A 17,078-nucleotide genomic window follows, 5' to 3' on the forward strand; every position below is an offset into this window, starting at 1 on the left:
TACGGGTCGGTTGGTAATTGGCCGATTACGGGCTTCCGCTTCCGCTGCCGACCCCGGCATCGACTGCGGGACACTGGCCCGAGTTCGAAACATTGTGACGGTTGCGTCAGTTCCCAGTACGAGCCGAGGTTCTATGCGTAGGTTTGGGCTGTATACAGCATCAGCCGTCATAGCAGTCCGGGGTCAGTCCGATGACGGCTGAAGCCTTTTGCGCGGCTCGAGAGCTGGGGCGATCTGCAGCGGACTGATCCTTCGCGTGAGGGAGCGTCATGACAAGCAATAGTTTCGGTGCCCGCGGCCAGCTGAGCGTGGATGACAAAACCTACGCGATCCACCGGATCGACCAGATCGACGGGGCCGGGCGCCTGCCCTACAGCCTCAAGATCCTCCTGGAGAATCTCCTGCGGAACGAGGATGGACGTCTGGTCACCGCCGAACACATCACGGCCCTTGCCGGATGGGACGCCGGTTCCGACACCAATTCGGAGATTCAGTACACCCCCGCGCGGGTGCTCATGCAGGATTTCACCGGGGTGCCGTGCGTGGTGGACCTGGTAGCCATGCGCGACGCGATGACCGAACTCGGCGGCGATCCACGAAAGATCAACCCACAGATACCTGCTGAACTCGTGATCGACCACTCGGTGATCGCCGACGTGTTTGCGCGCCCGGATGCCTTCGGAGTGAACGCCGAACTGGAATTCGAACGCAACCAGGAGCGGTACCAGCTGCTTCGCTGGGGACAACAGGCGCTCGATGACTTCCTCGTGGTCCCCCCTGACACGGGCATCTGCCACCAGGTGAACCTCGAATACTTGGCTCGGGTGGTTTTCACCCGTGAGGGACCTCGCGGACTCCAGGCGTATCCAGATACGCTGGTCGGCACGGATTCCCATACCCCCATGGTCAACGGTCTCGGTGTCCTCGGCTGGGGCGTCGGAGGGATCGAAGCCGAGGCAGCCATGCTGGGCCAGCCCATGAGCATGCTGATCCCCCAGGTGGTCGGACTCAAACTCACCGGCGACCTCCCCGAGGGCACCACCGCCACCGACCTGGTGCTCACCGTTGCCGAACTATTACGGAAAATCCGCGTGGTGGGGAAGTTCGTCGACTTCTTCGGCCCCGGCGTCGGCAACGTCCCCTTGGCTACTCGGGCCACCCTGGGCAACATGAGCCCGGAGTACGGCTCGACTGCATCCATCTTCCCGATCGACGACGAAACTCTGAACTACCTGCGACTGACCGGCCGTGAGGAACACCAGATTCAGCTGGTCGAGGCTTATGCCCGCGAGCAAGGCCTGTGGCACGATCCCGATCACGTACCCGAATACAGCCAGATAGTGGAACTAGATCTGTCGACGGTCACCCCGTCGATCGCGGGCCCGAAAAGGCCACAGGACCGTATCCCCTTGGCCGTGGCATCCCAGGTCATTCACCGCCTACTGGCCGGTCTGTCGCAAGACGACGCCGTCGCCGGCGGGCTCGACTCCGCCGGGGAAGAATCGTTTCCCGCCAGCGACCCGGTGGCCATCAGCACTCGTATCCCCCGCGACGACCCGCCGCGAATCCACGACCACGACGACGATCCCGATCTCGACGATTGGCCGTCGAACCCCGCCGAGTTGATCGTCGGCGGACAACAGGCCAGCATCGACAACGGCGCCGTGGTCATCGCCGCCATCACCTCCTGCACCAACACCTCCAATCCATCGGTGATGATCGGGGCGGCACTGTTGGCGAAGAAGGCCGTCGAACGCGGTCTCTCGAGCAAGCCGTGGGTGAAGACCACCTTGGCTCCCGGGTCCCGCGTCGTCACCGACTACTACGAACGTTCCGGACTGACTCCGTATTTGGAGAAACTAGGTTTCAATCTGGTCGGCTACGGCTGCACCACCTGCATCGGCAACTCGGGGCCACTGATCCCAGAAGTCAGCAGTGCGGTCGCGCACAACAACCTCACGGTGGCTTCGGTCCTATCAGGCAACCGTAACTTCGAGGGCCGCATCCATGCCGAGGTCCAGATGAACTTCCTGGCCTCACCGCCCTTGGTCATTGCCTATGCACTCGCCGGAACCATGCATACCGACATGCTCAACGACCCGCTCGGACACGACCCCCAGGGGCAGCCGGTCTTCCTGCGCGACATTTGGCCGACCACCGCCGAAATCAAGGAAGTGGTCGACGCGAACCTCGAAGCGTCGATGTTCACCAAGGGGTATGCCGACGTTTACCACGGCGACGAAAACTGGCGCGGCATGTCCATTCCCGACGGGGATCAGTTCGCGTGGAAATCAGAATCCACCTACATTCAGCGTCCGCCCTACTTCGACGACATGCCGGTTCGTCCGGCACCGCTGACGGACATTTCGGGAGCCCGTGTACTCGCCTACCTCGGGGATTCGGTGACGACCGACCACATCTCCCCGGCCGGAGCCATCAGGGCGGATTCCCCTGCGGGCCAATATCTTCAAGGGCTAGGCGTCGCCCCCGCCGACTTCAATTCCTACGGTTCGCGCCGCGGCAACCACCACGTCATGATCCGCGGGACCTTCGCCAATATCCGGCTACGCAACCAACTCGTCCCTGGGGTCGAAGGCGGAGTCACCCGGCACCTGCCCGACGGGACACGCCAAACTATTTTCGACGCGGCTTCCGCCTACGCCGCCGAAGGAGTACCGCTGATTGTGCTGGCGGGATCCGATTACGGCTCAGGTTCCTCCCGCGACTGGGCCGCGAAGGGGACCACGCTGCTAGGCGTCAAGGCTGTCCTGGCCGTCTCCTACGAGCGGATTCACCGATCCAACCTCATCGGTATGGGCGTGCTGCCGCTCCAGTTCCTCGACGGAGAAAGCGCAGAATCTCATGGGCTGACCGGCGAGGAAAGCTATTCGATTGTTGGCATCGCGGGGGCTGATCCGCTCCCTCGGGAGGTCACCGTCAGCGTCGACGACGGCGAACACAGCCGAAAAATTTCCGCGCTGGTTCGCATCGATACACCCGCAGAGGAGGCCTACTTCATCCACGGCGGCATCCTGCCTTACGTTCTGCGTCAGCTGCTTTCGTCATGATCGCGCACGGCCTGGAACAGGGACGCGCCCGGACACTGCGCTCCTCCGTCGTCCTGCATGCGGTCATGGCCGTCGGCGGGCTGATCATGGTGCTCTTTTTGATTGCCCATATGTACGGCAACCTGAAGGTTTTCGCCGGCCAAGAGGCCTTCGACGGCTATTCGGCGTATCTGCGCACGATCCTCGAACCCCTGCTGCCTTACTCGGGAGCCCTATGGATCCTCCGCGTGATCCTGCTGATCAGCGTCGGTTCGCATATCTACGCTGCGTTCGTACTGTGGCACCGATCCCGTAAGGCCACGGCCGGGGGCGGCGGTTGGAGATACGAGACCACGCAGAACAGGCGGGGTGTGCAACGCACGTATTCGTCGTTCACCATGCGGTGGGGCGGGGTGACGATCGCGCTATTCATCATCTACCACCTGTTGCATCTGACGGCGAACTACATCCACCCCGGCGGGGCGTCCGCCAGCCCCTACGAGCGCATGATCAATGGCTTTTCGATCTGGTGGGTGGTGCTCTCCTATGCCATCGCCCTCATCGCGCTGGGTTTTCATCTCAGGCACGGCATCTGGAGCGCTTTTGCCTCGTTGGGCGCCAACACCAGCGTCACCAGGCGTCGCCACCTCAATCAGCTGGCGTATCTGATCAGCACGGTGATCATCGGCGGATTCCTGGTGCCGCCGTTCAGTATTTTATTCGGATGGGTGGGACCGTGAACGAGTACTTTGTCGAAGGCGACGCGCTGCATGACACCAAGGCCCCGGACGGTCCGCTCAGGGAACGCTGGGATAAACGCCGCTTCGAAGCCAAACTGGTCAGCCCATCCAACCGGCGCAAACTTTCCGTACTGATTATCGGGACAGGGTTGGCCGGAGGATCCGCCGCGGCAACCCTCGGCGAGGCCGGCTACAACGTCAAGGTCTTCTGCTATCAGGACAGCGCCCGTCGGGCCCACAGCATCGCCGCCCAAGGCGGAATCAACGCCGCAAAGGACTACCGCAACGACGGCGACAGCATCCAACGACTGTTCTACGACACCGTCAAGGGCGGGGACTACCGCTCACGCGAATCCAACGTTTACAGGCTCGCGCAGGTCAGTGCAGCGATCATCGACCAGGCCGTGGCCCAGGGCGTCCCGTTTGCCCGGGATTACGGCGGGTTGCTGGACACCCGGTCTTTCTGGGGCGTGCAGGTATCCCGGACGTTCTATGCGCGCGGACAAACCGGCCAACAACTGCTGCTGGGCGCCTACCAGGCGCTGGAGCGCCAAATCGGTGCGGGCACCGTAGAACTCAACACCCGGCACGAGATGCTGGACCTTATCGTCATCGACGGCAAGGCCCGCGGCGTGGTGGTGCGCGACATGGTCACCGGAGAGTTCGAGACGCATCTCGCGGACGCCGTCGTGCTGGCCAGCGGCGGCTACGGCAATGTCTACTATCTCTCCACCAATGCAATGGGCTGCAACGTGACCGCCAGTTGGCGCGCCCACCGCAGGGGAGCCTATTTCGCGAACCCCTGCTACACGCAGATCCATCCCACCTGCATCCCGGTCAGCGGCGAACACCAGTCCAAGCTCACCCTGATGAGCGAATCCCTGCGCAACGACGGCCGGATCTGGGTGCCGGACGCGGCCGGGGACGACCGAGCGCCGGCGGACATTCCCGAGTCGGAACGGGATTACTACCTGGAGCGCGCCTACCCGGCGTTCGGCAACCTCGTGCCTCGCGACGTGGCATCCCGAGCCGCCAAGAATCAATGCGACCAAGGGCGGGGTGTGGGGCCGAACGGGCTCGGGGTCTACCTCGACTTCGCGGACGCCATCGGGCGCCTGGGCAAGGCCGCCATCGAAGAAAAGTACGGGAACCTCTTCGATATGTACGCGAAGATCACCGACGAGGACCCGTACGAGGTGCCGATGCGCATCTATCCGGCTATCCATTACACGATGGGCGGGTTATGGGTGGACTACGACCTGCAGAGCTCGATCCCCGGCCTCTTCGTTATCGGAGAGGCAAACTTCTCTGACCACGGCGCCAACCGGCTGGGCGCCAGCGCCCTGATGCAGGGCCTCGCCGACGGCTATTTCGTCCTACCCGGCACCATCAACGATTACCTCGCCCGCAACCCGCTACCCGAAGACGTGGATGCCTCGCACCCCTCCGTCGTCGAAGCCGTCCGAGCGGTGCGCGACCGTACGGCGAGGTTGCTGGCTGTCAACGGACACCGCTCGGTCGATTCTTTTCATCGCGAACTCGGCGGCATCGTGTGGGAATACTGCGGGATGGAACGCAATGCCGAAGGACTCACCCGCGCCATCGGGGAGATCCGCACACTGCACGATTCCTTCTGGTCCGATGTAAAGGTCACGGGAGTCAACGAGGAGCTGAACCAGGCTCTGGAGCGCGCGGGCCGAGTCGCGGATTTCTTCGAACTCGCCGAACTGATGTGCATCGACGCACTGCACCGCGAGGAATCCTGCGGGGCGCATTTCCGCACCGAAAGCCAAACGGACGAAGGAGAAGCGCTCCGACGGGATGAGGAGTTCTCCTACGTCGCCGCGTGGGAATTCGGCGGGGACGATGCTCCTCCGGTGCTACATCGCGAGCACCTCGAATTCGAAAACATCAAGGTCCAGCAGAGGAGCTACACATGAACATCACGCTGCGCGTGTGGCGCCAAAAGAATCGCGACGATGCCGGCGGCATGGTGGCGTACAAGGTGGCCGACATCTCCGCCGACATGTCGTTCCTCGAGATGCTCGACGTCCTGAACGAAGATCTCACGCGGGACGGCGGCGAACCGGTTGCCTTCGATCACGACTGCCGGGAGGGCATCTGCGGCACGTGCTCGCTGGTGATCAACGGACTCGCCCACGGCCCCGAGGCGCTGACGACCACCTGCCAGCTCTACATGCGCCACTTCGACGACGGCCAGGTGATCGACGTCGAGCCCTGGCGCTCGACGTCTTTCCCCATCCTCCGGGATCTCATCGTGGACCGTAGTGCGCTGGACCGCATCATCGAAGCGGGCGGCTATATCAGCGCCCCGACGGGTTCCGCACCCGATGCGAACGCGACGTCGGTATCGCGGAAGGACGCCGAGCGCGCCTTCGACGCTGCAGCCTGCATCGGTTGCGGGGCCTGCGTGGCCGCCTGTCCCAACGGTTCGGCCTCACTGTTCCTCGGTGCCAAGTTGACCCACCTCGGCTCGTTGCCCCAGGGACAGCCTGAGCGGGACAGCCGCGCGCTGGCGATGGTGCGCCAGCACGACGCCGAGGGCTTCGGCGGGTGCACGCAGATCGGCGAGTGCACTGCAGTGTGCCCGGCAGGCATCCCGTTGGACATGATTTCCCAACTCAATCACGATGTCCTAGCCGGGATCTCCCACAACAAGCACCGATAAGAGCGCACCACTCACTTTCGCAGCCCACGTTGTCCGGGACGGGTTAGGGTAAGTCGCATGGCTATTGAGGCGTCGAATACGTTGGCTGACCTGGTTGTCGAGGACAGTCGCCGCGCGCGGGTTTTGGAGGGATTCGGCCTCGACTACTGCTGCGATGGCCACCGATCCCTCTCCGATGCAACAGTCGAGGCCGGACTCGACTTGGAGAAAGTGCGGAAGGCCCTCGACCTTCCTGAGGCCGGCGCCCAGAAGACGCCGATGTCGCGGGAGTCGGCTGATCTCGCCCACGACATCGTCGACACCCACCACGCGTACATGTGGGAGGAGATGCCGCGGTTGCAGGCGTTAGTAGAAAAGGTGCATCGGGTCCACGGCGACCGGCACCCCGAGTTGGCCCGGGTGAACGAGCTTTACCTCCAAGCGGTTACCGAGCTCGATCCACACATGACCAGGGAAGAGCGCTCTGTTTTTCCCGCGATAGCCCGAATGGAAAAGACAGGGATCCCCGGCGTCTCCGGGGCACTCGCAGCCGACATCGAGACACTGGTGCAGGAGCACATGGTGGTCGGCGACCTGTTCAAGGAAATCAACGCCGTGACCGGGGCCTACGCAATGCCGGAAGACGGCTGCGGCTCGTACCGGGCGATGCTTGACGGGCTCCAGGAGATGGAGCTCGATCTGCACGAGCACATTCACAAGGAGAACTACATCCTCTTCCCGAATGCGCTCGAATTCGAGCGAACCGTCACCGGAAATTGATTCGTCATGTCGACGGATGAAGTCAGGGACGCGTATGACGCGAACGCAGAAGACGTGTTGGAAATGCTTGGTTCGGAGGTATCCACTGCAGACCCGGACCGGGCCGTCATCGAGCCGTGGGCCGACACGGTCAGAGGCCGGATTCTGGACGTGGGTTCCGGCACCGGTCGCTGGACTGGCCACCTGGCGGGTCTCGGCCACGATATCGACGGGCTCGAGCCCGTCGAGCGACTTGTACATATCGCCCGAACAGCCCATCCCGCAGTCACGTTCCAGCTCGGTGCAATTGACGACCTCGCCGGCTCGGATGACCGGTGGGCGGGCATCCTTGCCTGGTACTCGCTGATCCATCTGGGGCCCGACCACCTGCCGAACGCACTCGCAACCCTGCGCTCGGTGCTCGAAGACGACGGCACGATGCTCATGTCGTTCTTCTCGGGCCTGCGCCTCGAACCGTTCGAACACCCGGTGACAACCGCATATCGATGGCCGTTGTCGGATATGACCCGCGCCCTGAACCAAGCAGGGTTCGTGGTGACAAGCGAACGCTGGGACGGGCCGGCACCCCACGCAAGCATGCTGGTACGCGCTTAGTTTCGGTCGTCGATGGCAGTGGCTCCGCCTCACCGCTGCCGGAGAGGAAAGTCAGGATCTGGTCCGTGTTCGGGTGAACCTCGTTCCCGATCTCCCCGCCTGTAATTCCCCGGCTCGATCCGATCGCCTCATTCGTGCTTCGGTTCCCGCGCGATGATCAACGGGCATTCGACGCGGTGCGACAGCGACCGGCTGGTCGATCCCAACAACAGGCCACTGAAACCGCCTCTTCCTCTGGATCCGACGACGACGGTCTGCGCACTTTTGGAGAGTTCGAAAATTTTGCTCACGGCACTGCCACGCTCCACTACTCGATCTACCTGCACGTCCGGGAATTGCTCCTGCCATCCTGCGAGACTTTCCGACATGACGACCCGTCCCGCTGCATCCTGTGCGGAGGACAGTGCCTCTTTGTCGCTGTCCGAGTGAATTTTCCACAACGCGACGTCCTCGGCCCAGGTGTGCACGGCGACCAGGCTGGTGCCACGAAGTGATGCCTCTTCGAAGGCAACACCCACAGCCCTACTACTGGCACTCGATCCGTCGACACCGAGGACAACGGGTCCTTCGCGCTCTCCGGATGACGGAATTCCGCTGATGATGGCGACGGGGCATTCCGCTCGCTCGGACACAGCAGCACTGACCGAGCCGAGCAATTCTGCGAAATACTCACCGTTTCCCCGCGTACCTACCACTATCATTCGCGCCGAAGCAGATCGCTCGAGCAGAGTCGGAATCGCCGCGCCTACAACAACTTCGATCACTATCGACAAAGCGTCGGCATCATTGGCTGCGGCCTTGGCGATGGCCGACGCCGACTCCAGATCCTTGTTCACTTCCAGTCTCATCGGTGGACCGAGCTGAGGTGGCATAGCAGCGAAAGTCGTGTAGACGTCGGTGATCTGATATGTAGAAACCAGGGTCAACGATGCGCCACGCAGTTCTGCCGCGCGCGTTGCCCAACGGACGGCATCGAACGAAGCATTCGAGCCGTCGACACCTACGACAATGGGGCCGTTCTTATCCATACTTACTCCTCTATCAACGATCGATCTACGGAACTACGAGTACCGGACATTGCGCTCTGTGGATCAGACTCTGGCTGACGGAACCGAGAATTGCCGATGACAAGCGCCCTCGTCCGCGACTACCGACCGCGATGAGCTGGGCAGCTGCGGACATCGTGCCGAGCTCGCGTGCCACCGAAGCGCCTACTGCTCGAACCTCCACCGCCACACTCGGATACTCGCTCGTGTACGGATCTACGATGTCGTGCAACCACTTTCGTTCGGCGTCTCGTTGGTGCGGCCGATCCACCGAAGTCCCGTAGTCGAGCTCGTCTGCATCCTCGACAGCCCCCACGTGCACTGCGACGAGGTCGGCGCCGAAGGTGCGTGCCAGATCGAAAGCTGCTGCCAATGCACGTCGGGACGGCTGCGACCCATCGATCCCTACCACGATCGGTCGAGTCGGGTCCGCGCTCTCTTCGCGACTTTTACGCCACACCAACACTGGGCACACTGCCGCGTTGACCAGTTCGATGATGGAATGTCCGAAAATCAGGTCACGGAGTGGGCCTGTTCGACTGCCGCCGAGGATCAGCAATCTGGAGTTGGCCGAAACGGTCTCGATCAGGTCGGTCGCAGCACCACCGGTGATGGAACACTCGACCTCGATTTCCGCGTCGAGGTCGCGGACGATCAGAGCCGCATCGTCGAGAATTTTCTTTCCTACCCGACGCAGTTCCGATTCGAGCCGATCACCTGCGATGAGCACTGCCGCGTCGAACCACTTGCTCACGTCAGGAAGTGCATGAACGAGTCGGATCGAAATATGCACGTGCTGAGCAAGTCTCACTGCCCATTCGACGGCGCTACGATCGTCGTCCGACCCATCCACGCATACAACGATGCTGCCATCGTGGGCAGACGGTAATTCTTCGGTCTTCAAGGCTCTCCGTTTGTCGAATCCAGTGCTATCGACGAGTCTCGACCGTTTCTTCTGGCAAGAACAGAGGACAAGGTCCTTACTGCACTGGGTACCTCGTCACCCACCGTTGCTCGTGGGCTACAGACGACGAGCCTCATGGCCCGATTTCCGCTGCACCAGAGCACAATATCCCTTCGCGAGGCGCGTTCGGCCTTCTGCCGATCAGGTGTGTGTTACGCGGGTTGCCGTCGACGAACTACTCATCGTTCGAGGACCGAAGTCCCTATTCGCGGCAACGACATACGTTCACAGTGATGCCTATGTACATGAGACTCTAGACGCAACAGCGTCGAAGTCCAGGTCTCGAGGAGAAGGAACACCGTGATGCGCGTCCTGATTGCAACTTCGAGCCGGCACGGTTCGACACGTGAAATCGGACAGTGGCTTTCGTCCTCGCTGACCGATGCCCTACAGAATTCCGGTGTTTCGGCGACCGTGGAGGTTCGCGACGCAGCTGACGTGGACAGCATCGCCGAATATGATGCGGTGATCATCGGCAGCGCCGTATACATGGGCCGTTGGTTGCGAGGTGCTCGATCTCTCGTCGCGCGCCAACAGCCCGAATTCGAAACACGCCCGGTGTGGTTGTTCTCCAGCGGACCCATCGGCGCCGCCGGTAAGCCCTCGGCACCATCAGCCATGGACAAGGCATCGTGGGCGGTCGAGCACCGCGTCTTCGGAGGAAAGTTCGACCTGTCGACGCTTTCCTGGTTCGAGAGACTCGTAGTGCGGCTCATTCGAGCCGATGAGGGAGACGACCGATCACGCGAAGAGATCGATGGGTGGGCGCGCTCGATCGGCGCGACACTGGCCGAGTCGGAGCCGACGGTTCCGACACACCCTTGACAACACGGCTGCTTCGACGGGCAAGCAGGTACTCAGTGGAATTCGAGGTGGTTGTGGGATGAACCCATGGAGAAGGCATCCGGGTGTGCGTACGGGCGCCGAATTGACTACTGGTGAGCGAACTGCCGACTACGTTCGGAACGGCATGGGCTCGTGGCCATTCGTCTTTGTTTTCCTTGCCACGATGGCCGTATGGGCCGCGTACAACGGCAGCGGCGGGTAGTGAAGTCGCCGTGCACACGTTGGCGAACACCGCAAGGCTGCAGGACTTGATCGAAGCCAACACCGCACTGACCGGGACCGTTGCGCAATTGGCCTCGGAGATGCATGAACACATCTGTCGCCCGCGCCCGGTGCAGGGAAGTGCTCGACGTCGGACCGAAGCCGCCCCACAGAATCTGCCTGGAACCGATACATCACCACCGTAGAGGCCGGATCGACGGACCAACGTCACTTGTACCGGGGACGTTGGTTGGCATCGCACCGAGGCCTCGGGTACTACGTTCGAAGTAGACGGTCGAAGCCGCCGATAAGAGACCCGGAGACATCATGGTTGTACTCGATACACCAAGCCCGATAGTCACGGCCGTCGTGAATACCACCTATGCACGGTTCGAATCGACCGCACGAATTCGGGCACATTTGATTCCGCTCACCATTTACCGCGCCGGTGCGCTACTCGAAACCAAGAATGCCGAGCACGGGATCTGCGACATCTCGGTAAGCACAGGCGCGAGAATCTGGTGAACGCGGCGCACAAGCCCCCCTCGACGACGGTCTGGACGAACACGGTGTTGACCGAAATCGTCGTCGGCGTCGATGGGTCGGAATCCTCCCGAGGCGCACTGGTGTGGGCGGCCGGGTTGGCACACGACGTCAAGGCAAGAATTCGGATCGTTCACGCACTGCCACAGCGAGAATCGGCGAACAGGGTGACGCGAGAACTGCGCGCATCCAAACCACGACTCCTCGGCAAACGCCTTCTCCGGTCATCCCGCAACGAAGTCGATCGTATCGATCCCGACATCGCAGTCGACACAGTCCTGACCGACGATCCCATCGCATCGTTCCTGGGCGCGCTGTCGCACACCGCAGATTTGATCGTGATCGGAGGAAATCCTTCGAGTCCTGTTCGAGATGTCGTCTTCGGCCACCATGCAACTCGCATAGTCACCGACTCCCAATGCCCGGTCGTCGTGTGGCGGCCGCACGCCGTCGCCCCCGCTGTGACCTCCCAACCAGTCGTCGTCGGTGTCGACAACTCCGACTCTTCGCACGGCGCAATCCTCGGCGCATTCTGGTTCGCCGACACCTTGCAGGCTCCGCTCATGGCCGTCCACATGGTTTCATCAGGGGGCCATAGACCTGCGACAACGGTGGATGCAGACGCACAGGGACCGAAAGAGGGATCTCTTGCTTGGCTGGGGTCTCGTGTGACCGCGACCTCCGAGCGTCATCCCTCGGTCGAGCTTCACCTGCATTGTCTCGAGGCATCGGCAGACCACGAGTTACGCAGGGCGTCCGAAACAGCGCGTCTCGTCGTCGTCGGGAGCCGAGGACTCGGTCCATTGGTGGGCCCGATCCGCGGCTCGGTCGGACAATCGCTCGTACACAGCTCGCACTGTCCGATTCTGGTGGTGCGCTGAGTGAAGGCCTGGAGAGTCGCCGAACAGGGCAGTGTCGACGGCAGTCCCCTGCAGTTGGTCGATGAGCACATGCCTCGACCGACGTCCGGAGAGTTACTGATCTCTGTCCAAGCGTGCGGCGTGTGCCGGACCGACCTCCACGTCGTCGAAGGCGACCTTCCAATTCATCGGCCGCACGTAGTGCCCGGCCACGAAATCGTAGGCACGGTAACAGAAGTCGGAGACAACACCGAGACCGGCTTCAGCGTGGGTGACATCGTCGGAATTCCATGGCTGCGTCACACCTGTGGAAACTGTCGATTTTGTGTGAGTGGTCGCGAAAACCTGTGCAAGGCATCGCTGTACACCGGATGGGATCACAACGGCGGGTTCGCAGAGCACGCAGTGGTGCCGGCCGACTACACCTTGGCACTACCGACCGGGTACAGCACCGTAGAACTGGCACCGTTGCTGTGTGCGGGGATCATCGGATACAGCGCCCTGCGTAGAGCCGAACTCCCGCCGTCAGGGAAGCTCGGTCTGTACGGTTTCGGCGCGAGCGCACACATAGTCGCTCAGCTGGCGCAGGCCGACGGCGCTACCGTGCACGTCATGACTCGGGACCTCGGTGCCCGACAGCTCGCACTGAGGATGGGGCTCGCGTCGGCACAGGACACCTTCGATTCACCACCGGAGAAGCTCGACGCCGCCATTGTTTTCGCGCCTATCGGTGAGGCGGTTCCGACGGCATTGGAAGCCGTCGATTCCGGGGGAACCGTCGTGCTGGCCGGCATTCACATGACCGACATTCCGCGACTGAACTACGACCGGCATCTGTTCCACGAAAAGCGACTGCTGAGCGTCGAAGCGAATACGCGGGCCGATGCTCGACAATTCCTCGAACGCTGCCAGAGAACGCACCTGACGATCGAAACTACGGTCTACCCTTTCGACCGCGCGCTATGCGCCTTGCGGGATCTCCGCCACGGCCGTTTTGCCGGCGCTGCAGTCATCACATTCTGACGCCGTCGTTTGTAGTGCACCACGGCCTGAACACCTTCGGCCGCGCACTTGGGCACAAAGTCCCTTCTCCTGGTCCGTGAGGCTGAGTCAAAATGATGATCAGAAGTCGACACCCGGTCACCGAGAAGGACAAAAATCATGACGCTCGCCCTCGTAGTCACCCTTGTCGTGGCAGCTGCTCTCGGGACTGTGCGGCTCGGCTTCCGCTCCCCTGTCATCCGAACCGCGACGCACCTCGACGGGCCCGGCACGTTGGAGGAGCTGTTCGCTGCACGCTATGCGCGCGGCGATATCGATCTCCTCCAGTATCGAACTCTCCTCGACCAGGTAGCAATGCAACTCCGCTGCTGACTCCAATCCGGCTCGGGCTGTTCATGTGCAGAGTTGACGGCGATGCAAGGAGGCATCGATGCATCCGAAGTCGGCGTTGACACGTCGGGTGCGTTGTGCACGGCCGGTATTGTTTTCATCGTTGCAGGGTTATCGGTGGTCCTGGCTACTCGGCGATCTGCTCGCGGGACTTACACTTTTGTCGATCGCGGTGCCCGAGCAATTGGCCACGGCACGGCTGGCAGGTATGCCGCCGATCACGGGCTTCTACGCGTTCGTTGCAGGCACACTCCTGTTCGCGTTGCTCGGATCGAACCGGCAGATGTCGATCGGGGCCGATTCGACGATCGCCCCACTCTTCGCCGTCGGAATCGCCACTGCGGTATCGACCGCCCCCGGTGATTATGTAGCGTCGGTGGGAATCCTCGCGGTGATGGTGGGTGTGATCGTGGCCCTGGTGGGCCTACTTCGACTCGGATGGATTGCAGAGTTCCTGTCGACGCCGATCATCGCTGGGTTCCTCGGTGGAGTCGCGATCATCATTGTTGTGCATCAGCTGCCCGACCTGCTCGGCCTGCCAGCCGTCAGCGGTGGGACGTTGAACCGAATCCGACTTATCGTCAGCGATTCGGCCATGGTCAACGGCTGGACGTTGGGTATCGGGGCCGGGGTTTTCGCTGTCGTGTTTCTCGCCGATCAGGTAGATCGACGGATTCCGGGGGCCTTGATCGCACTGGTGGGATCGACGATCCTCGTCGGCGCGTTGAATCTGACTTCGCACGGGGTAGCAGCGTTGGGTTCGCTCGCACACGGCGCTCCCCATCTCGGACTGCACGGGGTGTCGTGGTCGGCGCTGAGCACACTTGCGCCCATCGCCGGTGTCATCGCACTGGTGATCGTCAGCCAGAGTGCGGCGACCACGCGCGCTTTCGCCGACAAGGGCGTTTATGACGTGGATGTCAATCGCGACTTCCTCGGCATCGGAGCCGGCAATGTCGCCGCAGGCCTGGTGGGTGCGTTTCCGGTGAATGCGAGCCCGCCACGAACTGCAGCAGTGGTGTCGGCGTCGGGACGGACCCAGGTAGCCGGCATCGCTGCTGCCGGCGCGCTCGTGTTGCTGATCCCCGCTCTGGCGCTCCTCGAGAACCTGCCGGTGGCAACCCTGGCTGCGATTCTGATCTTCATCGCCACCCGTATCGTGCACGTGCGCGAGCTGATCGACATCGCCCGCTACGATCGTTTCGAGTTCGCTCTCGCCGTGGTCACTCTCCTGACAGTCGCCCTCGTTGGTGTCGAGTACGGCATCGGCGTGGCGGTAGCGTTGGCAATTCTGGACCGCACCCGCCTCAGCGCCCGTCCCCACCTGCACGTATTGGGACACATCCCATCGACTACCAGTTGGGTGCCCCTGAGCTACGCCGAACAAGCGAGGAAGGTTCCAGGGGTGCTCGTCGTGCAGTTCGCGACACCTCTGTGGTACGCCAACGCAACCGAATTTCGAACCGAGATAACCGCCACAATCGACGCCGCGGATCATCCCCTGCACCTCGTCGTGCTCGACACGATGGGGATGACCGATATCGACTACACGGGAGCGCACTCATTGCGGCAGTTGATCGATCAACTCCGATCGAGGGGAATCACCTTCGCAATGGCAAGAACCAGCAAGACGGCGCGCAGAGGCTTGGCGCGGAGTGGACTGCTTGCGCAAATTGGCCAGGAACACATGTTCAGCTCCGTCGGCGAGGCAATCGGAGCCGATATCGGGCCTAAAGACCCTGACGAAATCAAGGCCCAGCGCGCAGTATCAACAGATGAGTACAACACCGACCAGCGAGACCCAGACGGATCCTTCTGAATCCACAGGCCGCATAGTCGTGGGCGTCGACGGTTCACCTTCCTCGATCCTGGCACTGCAGCAAGCGCGACGGATATCGGAAGCATTGGGAATCGACATAGATGTCATGGCTGCGTGGCAGTATCCGACATACATGGGTGAGGGCTTCGCCAACGACATTCACCCCGATGAGGACGCCAAGCAAATTATGGCCGAATCGATCGTTGCCGCATTCGGTGACGATGCACCGACCGGCATCGGGCAGATTGCGGTACAAGGTGTTCCAGCGCAGGTACTACTCGACGCCAGTCGAGTGGCAGACATGCTCGTCGTAGGAAGCCGCGGTCGTGGCGGGTTCGTCGGCCTGCTGTTGGGATCGGTCAGTGCACAGTGCGCCGAGCATGCTCGATGCCCGGTGCTCGTCGTTCATTCGAGGGATCATCACTAGCGCGGGCAACGCCGGGTCCGGGCCACCTAATGTTCCTTCGGTGGCCGTCTCGTCGATGCTGATGGGAGTACTCGAGCTCGAAATCTCGACCAAGTTCTACTGCGAGGTCTTCGAATGCACCGTCGCGTTACGGGAGTCGGATGCGGCACTGTTGTTGGCACCGGACGGATTTCAGATCTATCTGTACGCGAACCGATCATTGGCGCAACGGCCCATCGACGCCCTCGGAGTGAAAGAGGTGATGTGGTCCACCGCGACCGAAGAAGAGCTTGAACAGGTCGGTGAACGATTGCGACAACACTATCCGTCCACGTACATTCACAGCGCCGGCGGAGTGAAATTCCTCGACGGACGGGACCCAGATGGAAACCGAATTCTCGTTGCCTATCCGAGTCCGCTCCAACTTCCGCGCCACATCATCGCCGATCGGTTCAAGTGACAGCGGCTATCTTTTCGATCCTCTAGTGCTGCATTGATTTTCAAGCATCAGGGTCGATCCGCTAGCATCGGGGCGGATGCCAGCCGAGGGCATCACGTAGGATCCGTCGGGCAATCTCGATAGCCGGTGAGCCCGATTGCAGCGCAAGACGATGCAATTCCGCGCGTCCCTCGCAGGGTGTTCGGCCGCTCTCGATGAGCACTCCCACTGCTTGATTGATTACGCTGACCGCAGAGAGCGTCCGCTGAACAACTGTTGCAGTCAACTCACTTTTGTCGGTGTGTCGAATACGGTCGTCGAGGACGATCGCGGCGCCGGCCAGCCCGAGTGAATAGGTCACGTCCGCAGCGAGATTGACGAAAGCACCGGCTGTCCCGGAGAGAATCACTAGTTGTGCGACGGCGGACGTCTTCGGTAAACCCGGCAGAGTGATCCGTAGAGACGAGGCAGCACCGCACGCGTTCCCATCCTCCGTCGACGCCGCAACCTCGAACTGTCCACCATCGATCGTGATGATGAGAGAAACGGAGACGACGGACGACACGGCATCGTCGATGTCGGACACCAGCCGGAGCGCCAGATGTGCGAGATCGACTGTGTCACTGTCGAGCGCTTCGGTAAGTAGGAAGAGGTCGGCTATCAACCGACGTTGTAGTTCCATCGAGAATCCGGTGCGGCCCGATCGCCTGTTCGATACTTCCAGGACCCTACG

General features: G+C 61.8%; 18 protein-coding genes. 15 read left to right on the plus strand and 3 right to left on the minus strand.

The features are described from left to right. Positions 1-269: 269 nt before the first annotated feature. The 6 genes from QMK32_RS05120 to QMK32_RS05145 are packed head-to-tail and all read left to right on the plus strand — an operon-like array spanning position 270 to position 7,829. On the plus strand, positions 270-3,068 hold the full coding sequence (locus QMK32_RS05120) for an aconitate hydratase (RefSeq protein WP_283473424.1): 2,799 nt from the start codon (positions 270-272) through the stop codon (positions 3,066-3,068). Next, the gene (locus tag QMK32_RS05125) at positions 3,065-3,787 is read left to right on the plus strand and encodes a succinate dehydrogenase cytochrome b subunit (RefSeq protein ID WP_283473425.1); all 723 of its coding nucleotides are present in this window, start codon (positions 3,065-3,067) and stop codon (positions 3,785-3,787) included. The genes QMK32_RS05120 and QMK32_RS05125 overlap by 4 nt, the downstream gene beginning before the upstream one ends. Next, a complete protein-coding gene (locus QMK32_RS05130) occupies positions 3,772-5,727 on the plus strand; it encodes a fumarate reductase/succinate dehydrogenase flavoprotein subunit (protein WP_283473426.1) in 1,956 nt (651 codons plus the stop codon). Before QMK32_RS05125 ends, QMK32_RS05130 begins: the two co-directional genes overlap by 16 nt. Next, positions 5,724-6,476 carry a succinate dehydrogenase/fumarate reductase iron-sulfur subunit gene (locus QMK32_RS05135; RefSeq protein ID WP_283473428.1) on the plus strand — a complete coding sequence of 251 codons (753 nt, stop codon included), beginning with the start codon at positions 5,724-5,726 and terminating at the stop codon, positions 6,474-6,476. The genes QMK32_RS05130 and QMK32_RS05135 overlap by 4 nt, the downstream gene beginning before the upstream one ends. 57 nt (positions 6,477-6,533) lie before the next feature. Further along, positions 6,534-7,235, plus strand: coding sequence for an iron-sulfur cluster repair di-iron protein (gene ric, locus QMK32_RS05140; RefSeq protein ID WP_283473429.1), 702 nt, complete (start codon positions 6,534-6,536; stop codon positions 7,233-7,235). A 6-nt stretch (positions 7,236-7,241) separates the two neighbouring features. Next, positions 7,242-7,829, plus strand: coding sequence for a class I SAM-dependent methyltransferase (locus QMK32_RS05145; RefSeq protein ID WP_283473430.1), 588 nt, complete (start codon positions 7,242-7,244; stop codon positions 7,827-7,829). 128 nt (positions 7,830-7,957) lie between these two features. Here the strand turns inward: QMK32_RS05145 and QMK32_RS05150 are convergent, their stop codons facing one another. Together QMK32_RS05150 and QMK32_RS05155 are read right to left on the minus strand one after the other, a co-directional pair. Beyond that, positions 7,958-8,857 (minus strand): universal stress protein, encoded by a 900-nt coding sequence (locus QMK32_RS05150; protein ID WP_283473431.1) that lies wholly within the window; start codon positions 8,855-8,857, stop codon positions 7,958-7,960. A 25-nt stretch (positions 8,858-8,882) separates the two neighbouring features. Next, a complete protein-coding gene (locus QMK32_RS05155; protein ID WP_283473432.1) occupies positions 8,883-9,728 on the minus strand; it encodes a universal stress protein in 846 nt (281 codons plus the stop codon). 414 nt (positions 9,729-10,142) lie between these two features. Between QMK32_RS05155 and QMK32_RS05160 the strand changes: the two genes are divergently transcribed. The 9 genes from QMK32_RS05160 to QMK32_RS05200 all read left to right on the plus strand — a co-directional run bounded on the left by QMK32_RS05160 (position 10,143) and on the right by QMK32_RS05200 (position 16,366). Then, the gene (locus tag QMK32_RS05160) at positions 10,143-10,664 is read left to right on the plus strand and encodes a flavodoxin domain-containing protein (protein WP_283473434.1); all 522 of its coding nucleotides are present in this window, start codon (positions 10,143-10,145) and stop codon (positions 10,662-10,664) included. A 58-nt stretch (positions 10,665-10,722) separates the two neighbouring features. Further along, positions 10,723-10,887, plus strand: coding sequence for a DUF1003 domain-containing protein (locus QMK32_RS05165; protein WP_283473436.1), 165 nt, complete (start codon positions 10,723-10,725; stop codon positions 10,885-10,887). Positions 10,888-11,213: 326 nt separating this feature from the next. Then, on the plus strand, positions 11,214-11,411 hold the full coding sequence (locus QMK32_RS05170) for a hypothetical protein (protein WP_283473437.1): 198 nt from the start codon (positions 11,214-11,216) through the stop codon (positions 11,409-11,411). After that, positions 11,408-12,310 (plus strand): universal stress protein, encoded by a 903-nt coding sequence (locus QMK32_RS05175; RefSeq protein WP_283473439.1) that lies wholly within the window; start codon positions 11,408-11,410, stop codon positions 12,308-12,310. Before QMK32_RS05170 ends, QMK32_RS05175 begins: the two co-directional genes overlap by 4 nt. Then, a complete protein-coding gene (locus tag QMK32_RS05180) occupies positions 12,311-13,312 on the plus strand; it encodes a zinc-binding alcohol dehydrogenase family protein (RefSeq protein WP_283473440.1) in 1,002 nt (333 codons plus the stop codon). 138 nt (positions 13,313-13,450) lie between these two features. Next, positions 13,451-13,663 (plus strand): hypothetical protein, encoded by a 213-nt coding sequence (locus tag QMK32_RS05185; RefSeq protein ID WP_283473441.1) that lies wholly within the window; start codon positions 13,451-13,453, stop codon positions 13,661-13,663. 58 nt (positions 13,664-13,721) lie between these two features. Then, the gene (locus QMK32_RS05190; protein ID WP_283473442.1) at positions 13,722-15,500 is read left to right on the plus strand and encodes a SulP family inorganic anion transporter; all 1,779 of its coding nucleotides are present in this window, start codon (positions 13,722-13,724) and stop codon (positions 15,498-15,500) included. Next, positions 15,457-15,927 (plus strand): universal stress protein, encoded by a 471-nt coding sequence (locus QMK32_RS05195; protein WP_283473444.1) that lies wholly within the window; start codon positions 15,457-15,459, stop codon positions 15,925-15,927. The genes QMK32_RS05190 and QMK32_RS05195 overlap by 44 nt, the downstream gene beginning before the upstream one ends. A gap of 40 nt (positions 15,928-15,967) precedes the next feature. Next, positions 15,968-16,366, plus strand: a complete 399-nt coding sequence (locus QMK32_RS05200) for a VOC family protein (protein ID WP_283473446.1) — start codon at positions 15,968-15,970, stop codon at positions 16,364-16,366. Between the two features lie 61 nt (positions 16,367-16,427). Here the strand turns inward: QMK32_RS05200 and QMK32_RS05205 are convergent, their stop codons facing one another. Next, positions 16,428-17,027: a hypothetical protein gene (locus QMK32_RS05205; RefSeq protein WP_283473448.1), complete on the minus strand. Its 600-nt coding sequence runs from the start codon at positions 17,025-17,027 to the stop codon at positions 16,428-16,430. Positions 17,028-17,078 lie beyond the last annotated feature (51 nt).

It is taken from the genome of Rhodococcus sp. H29-C3 (assembly GCF_030063405.1).
Lineage (GTDB): Bacteria > Actinomycetota > Actinomycetes > Mycobacteriales > Mycobacteriaceae > Rhodococcoides.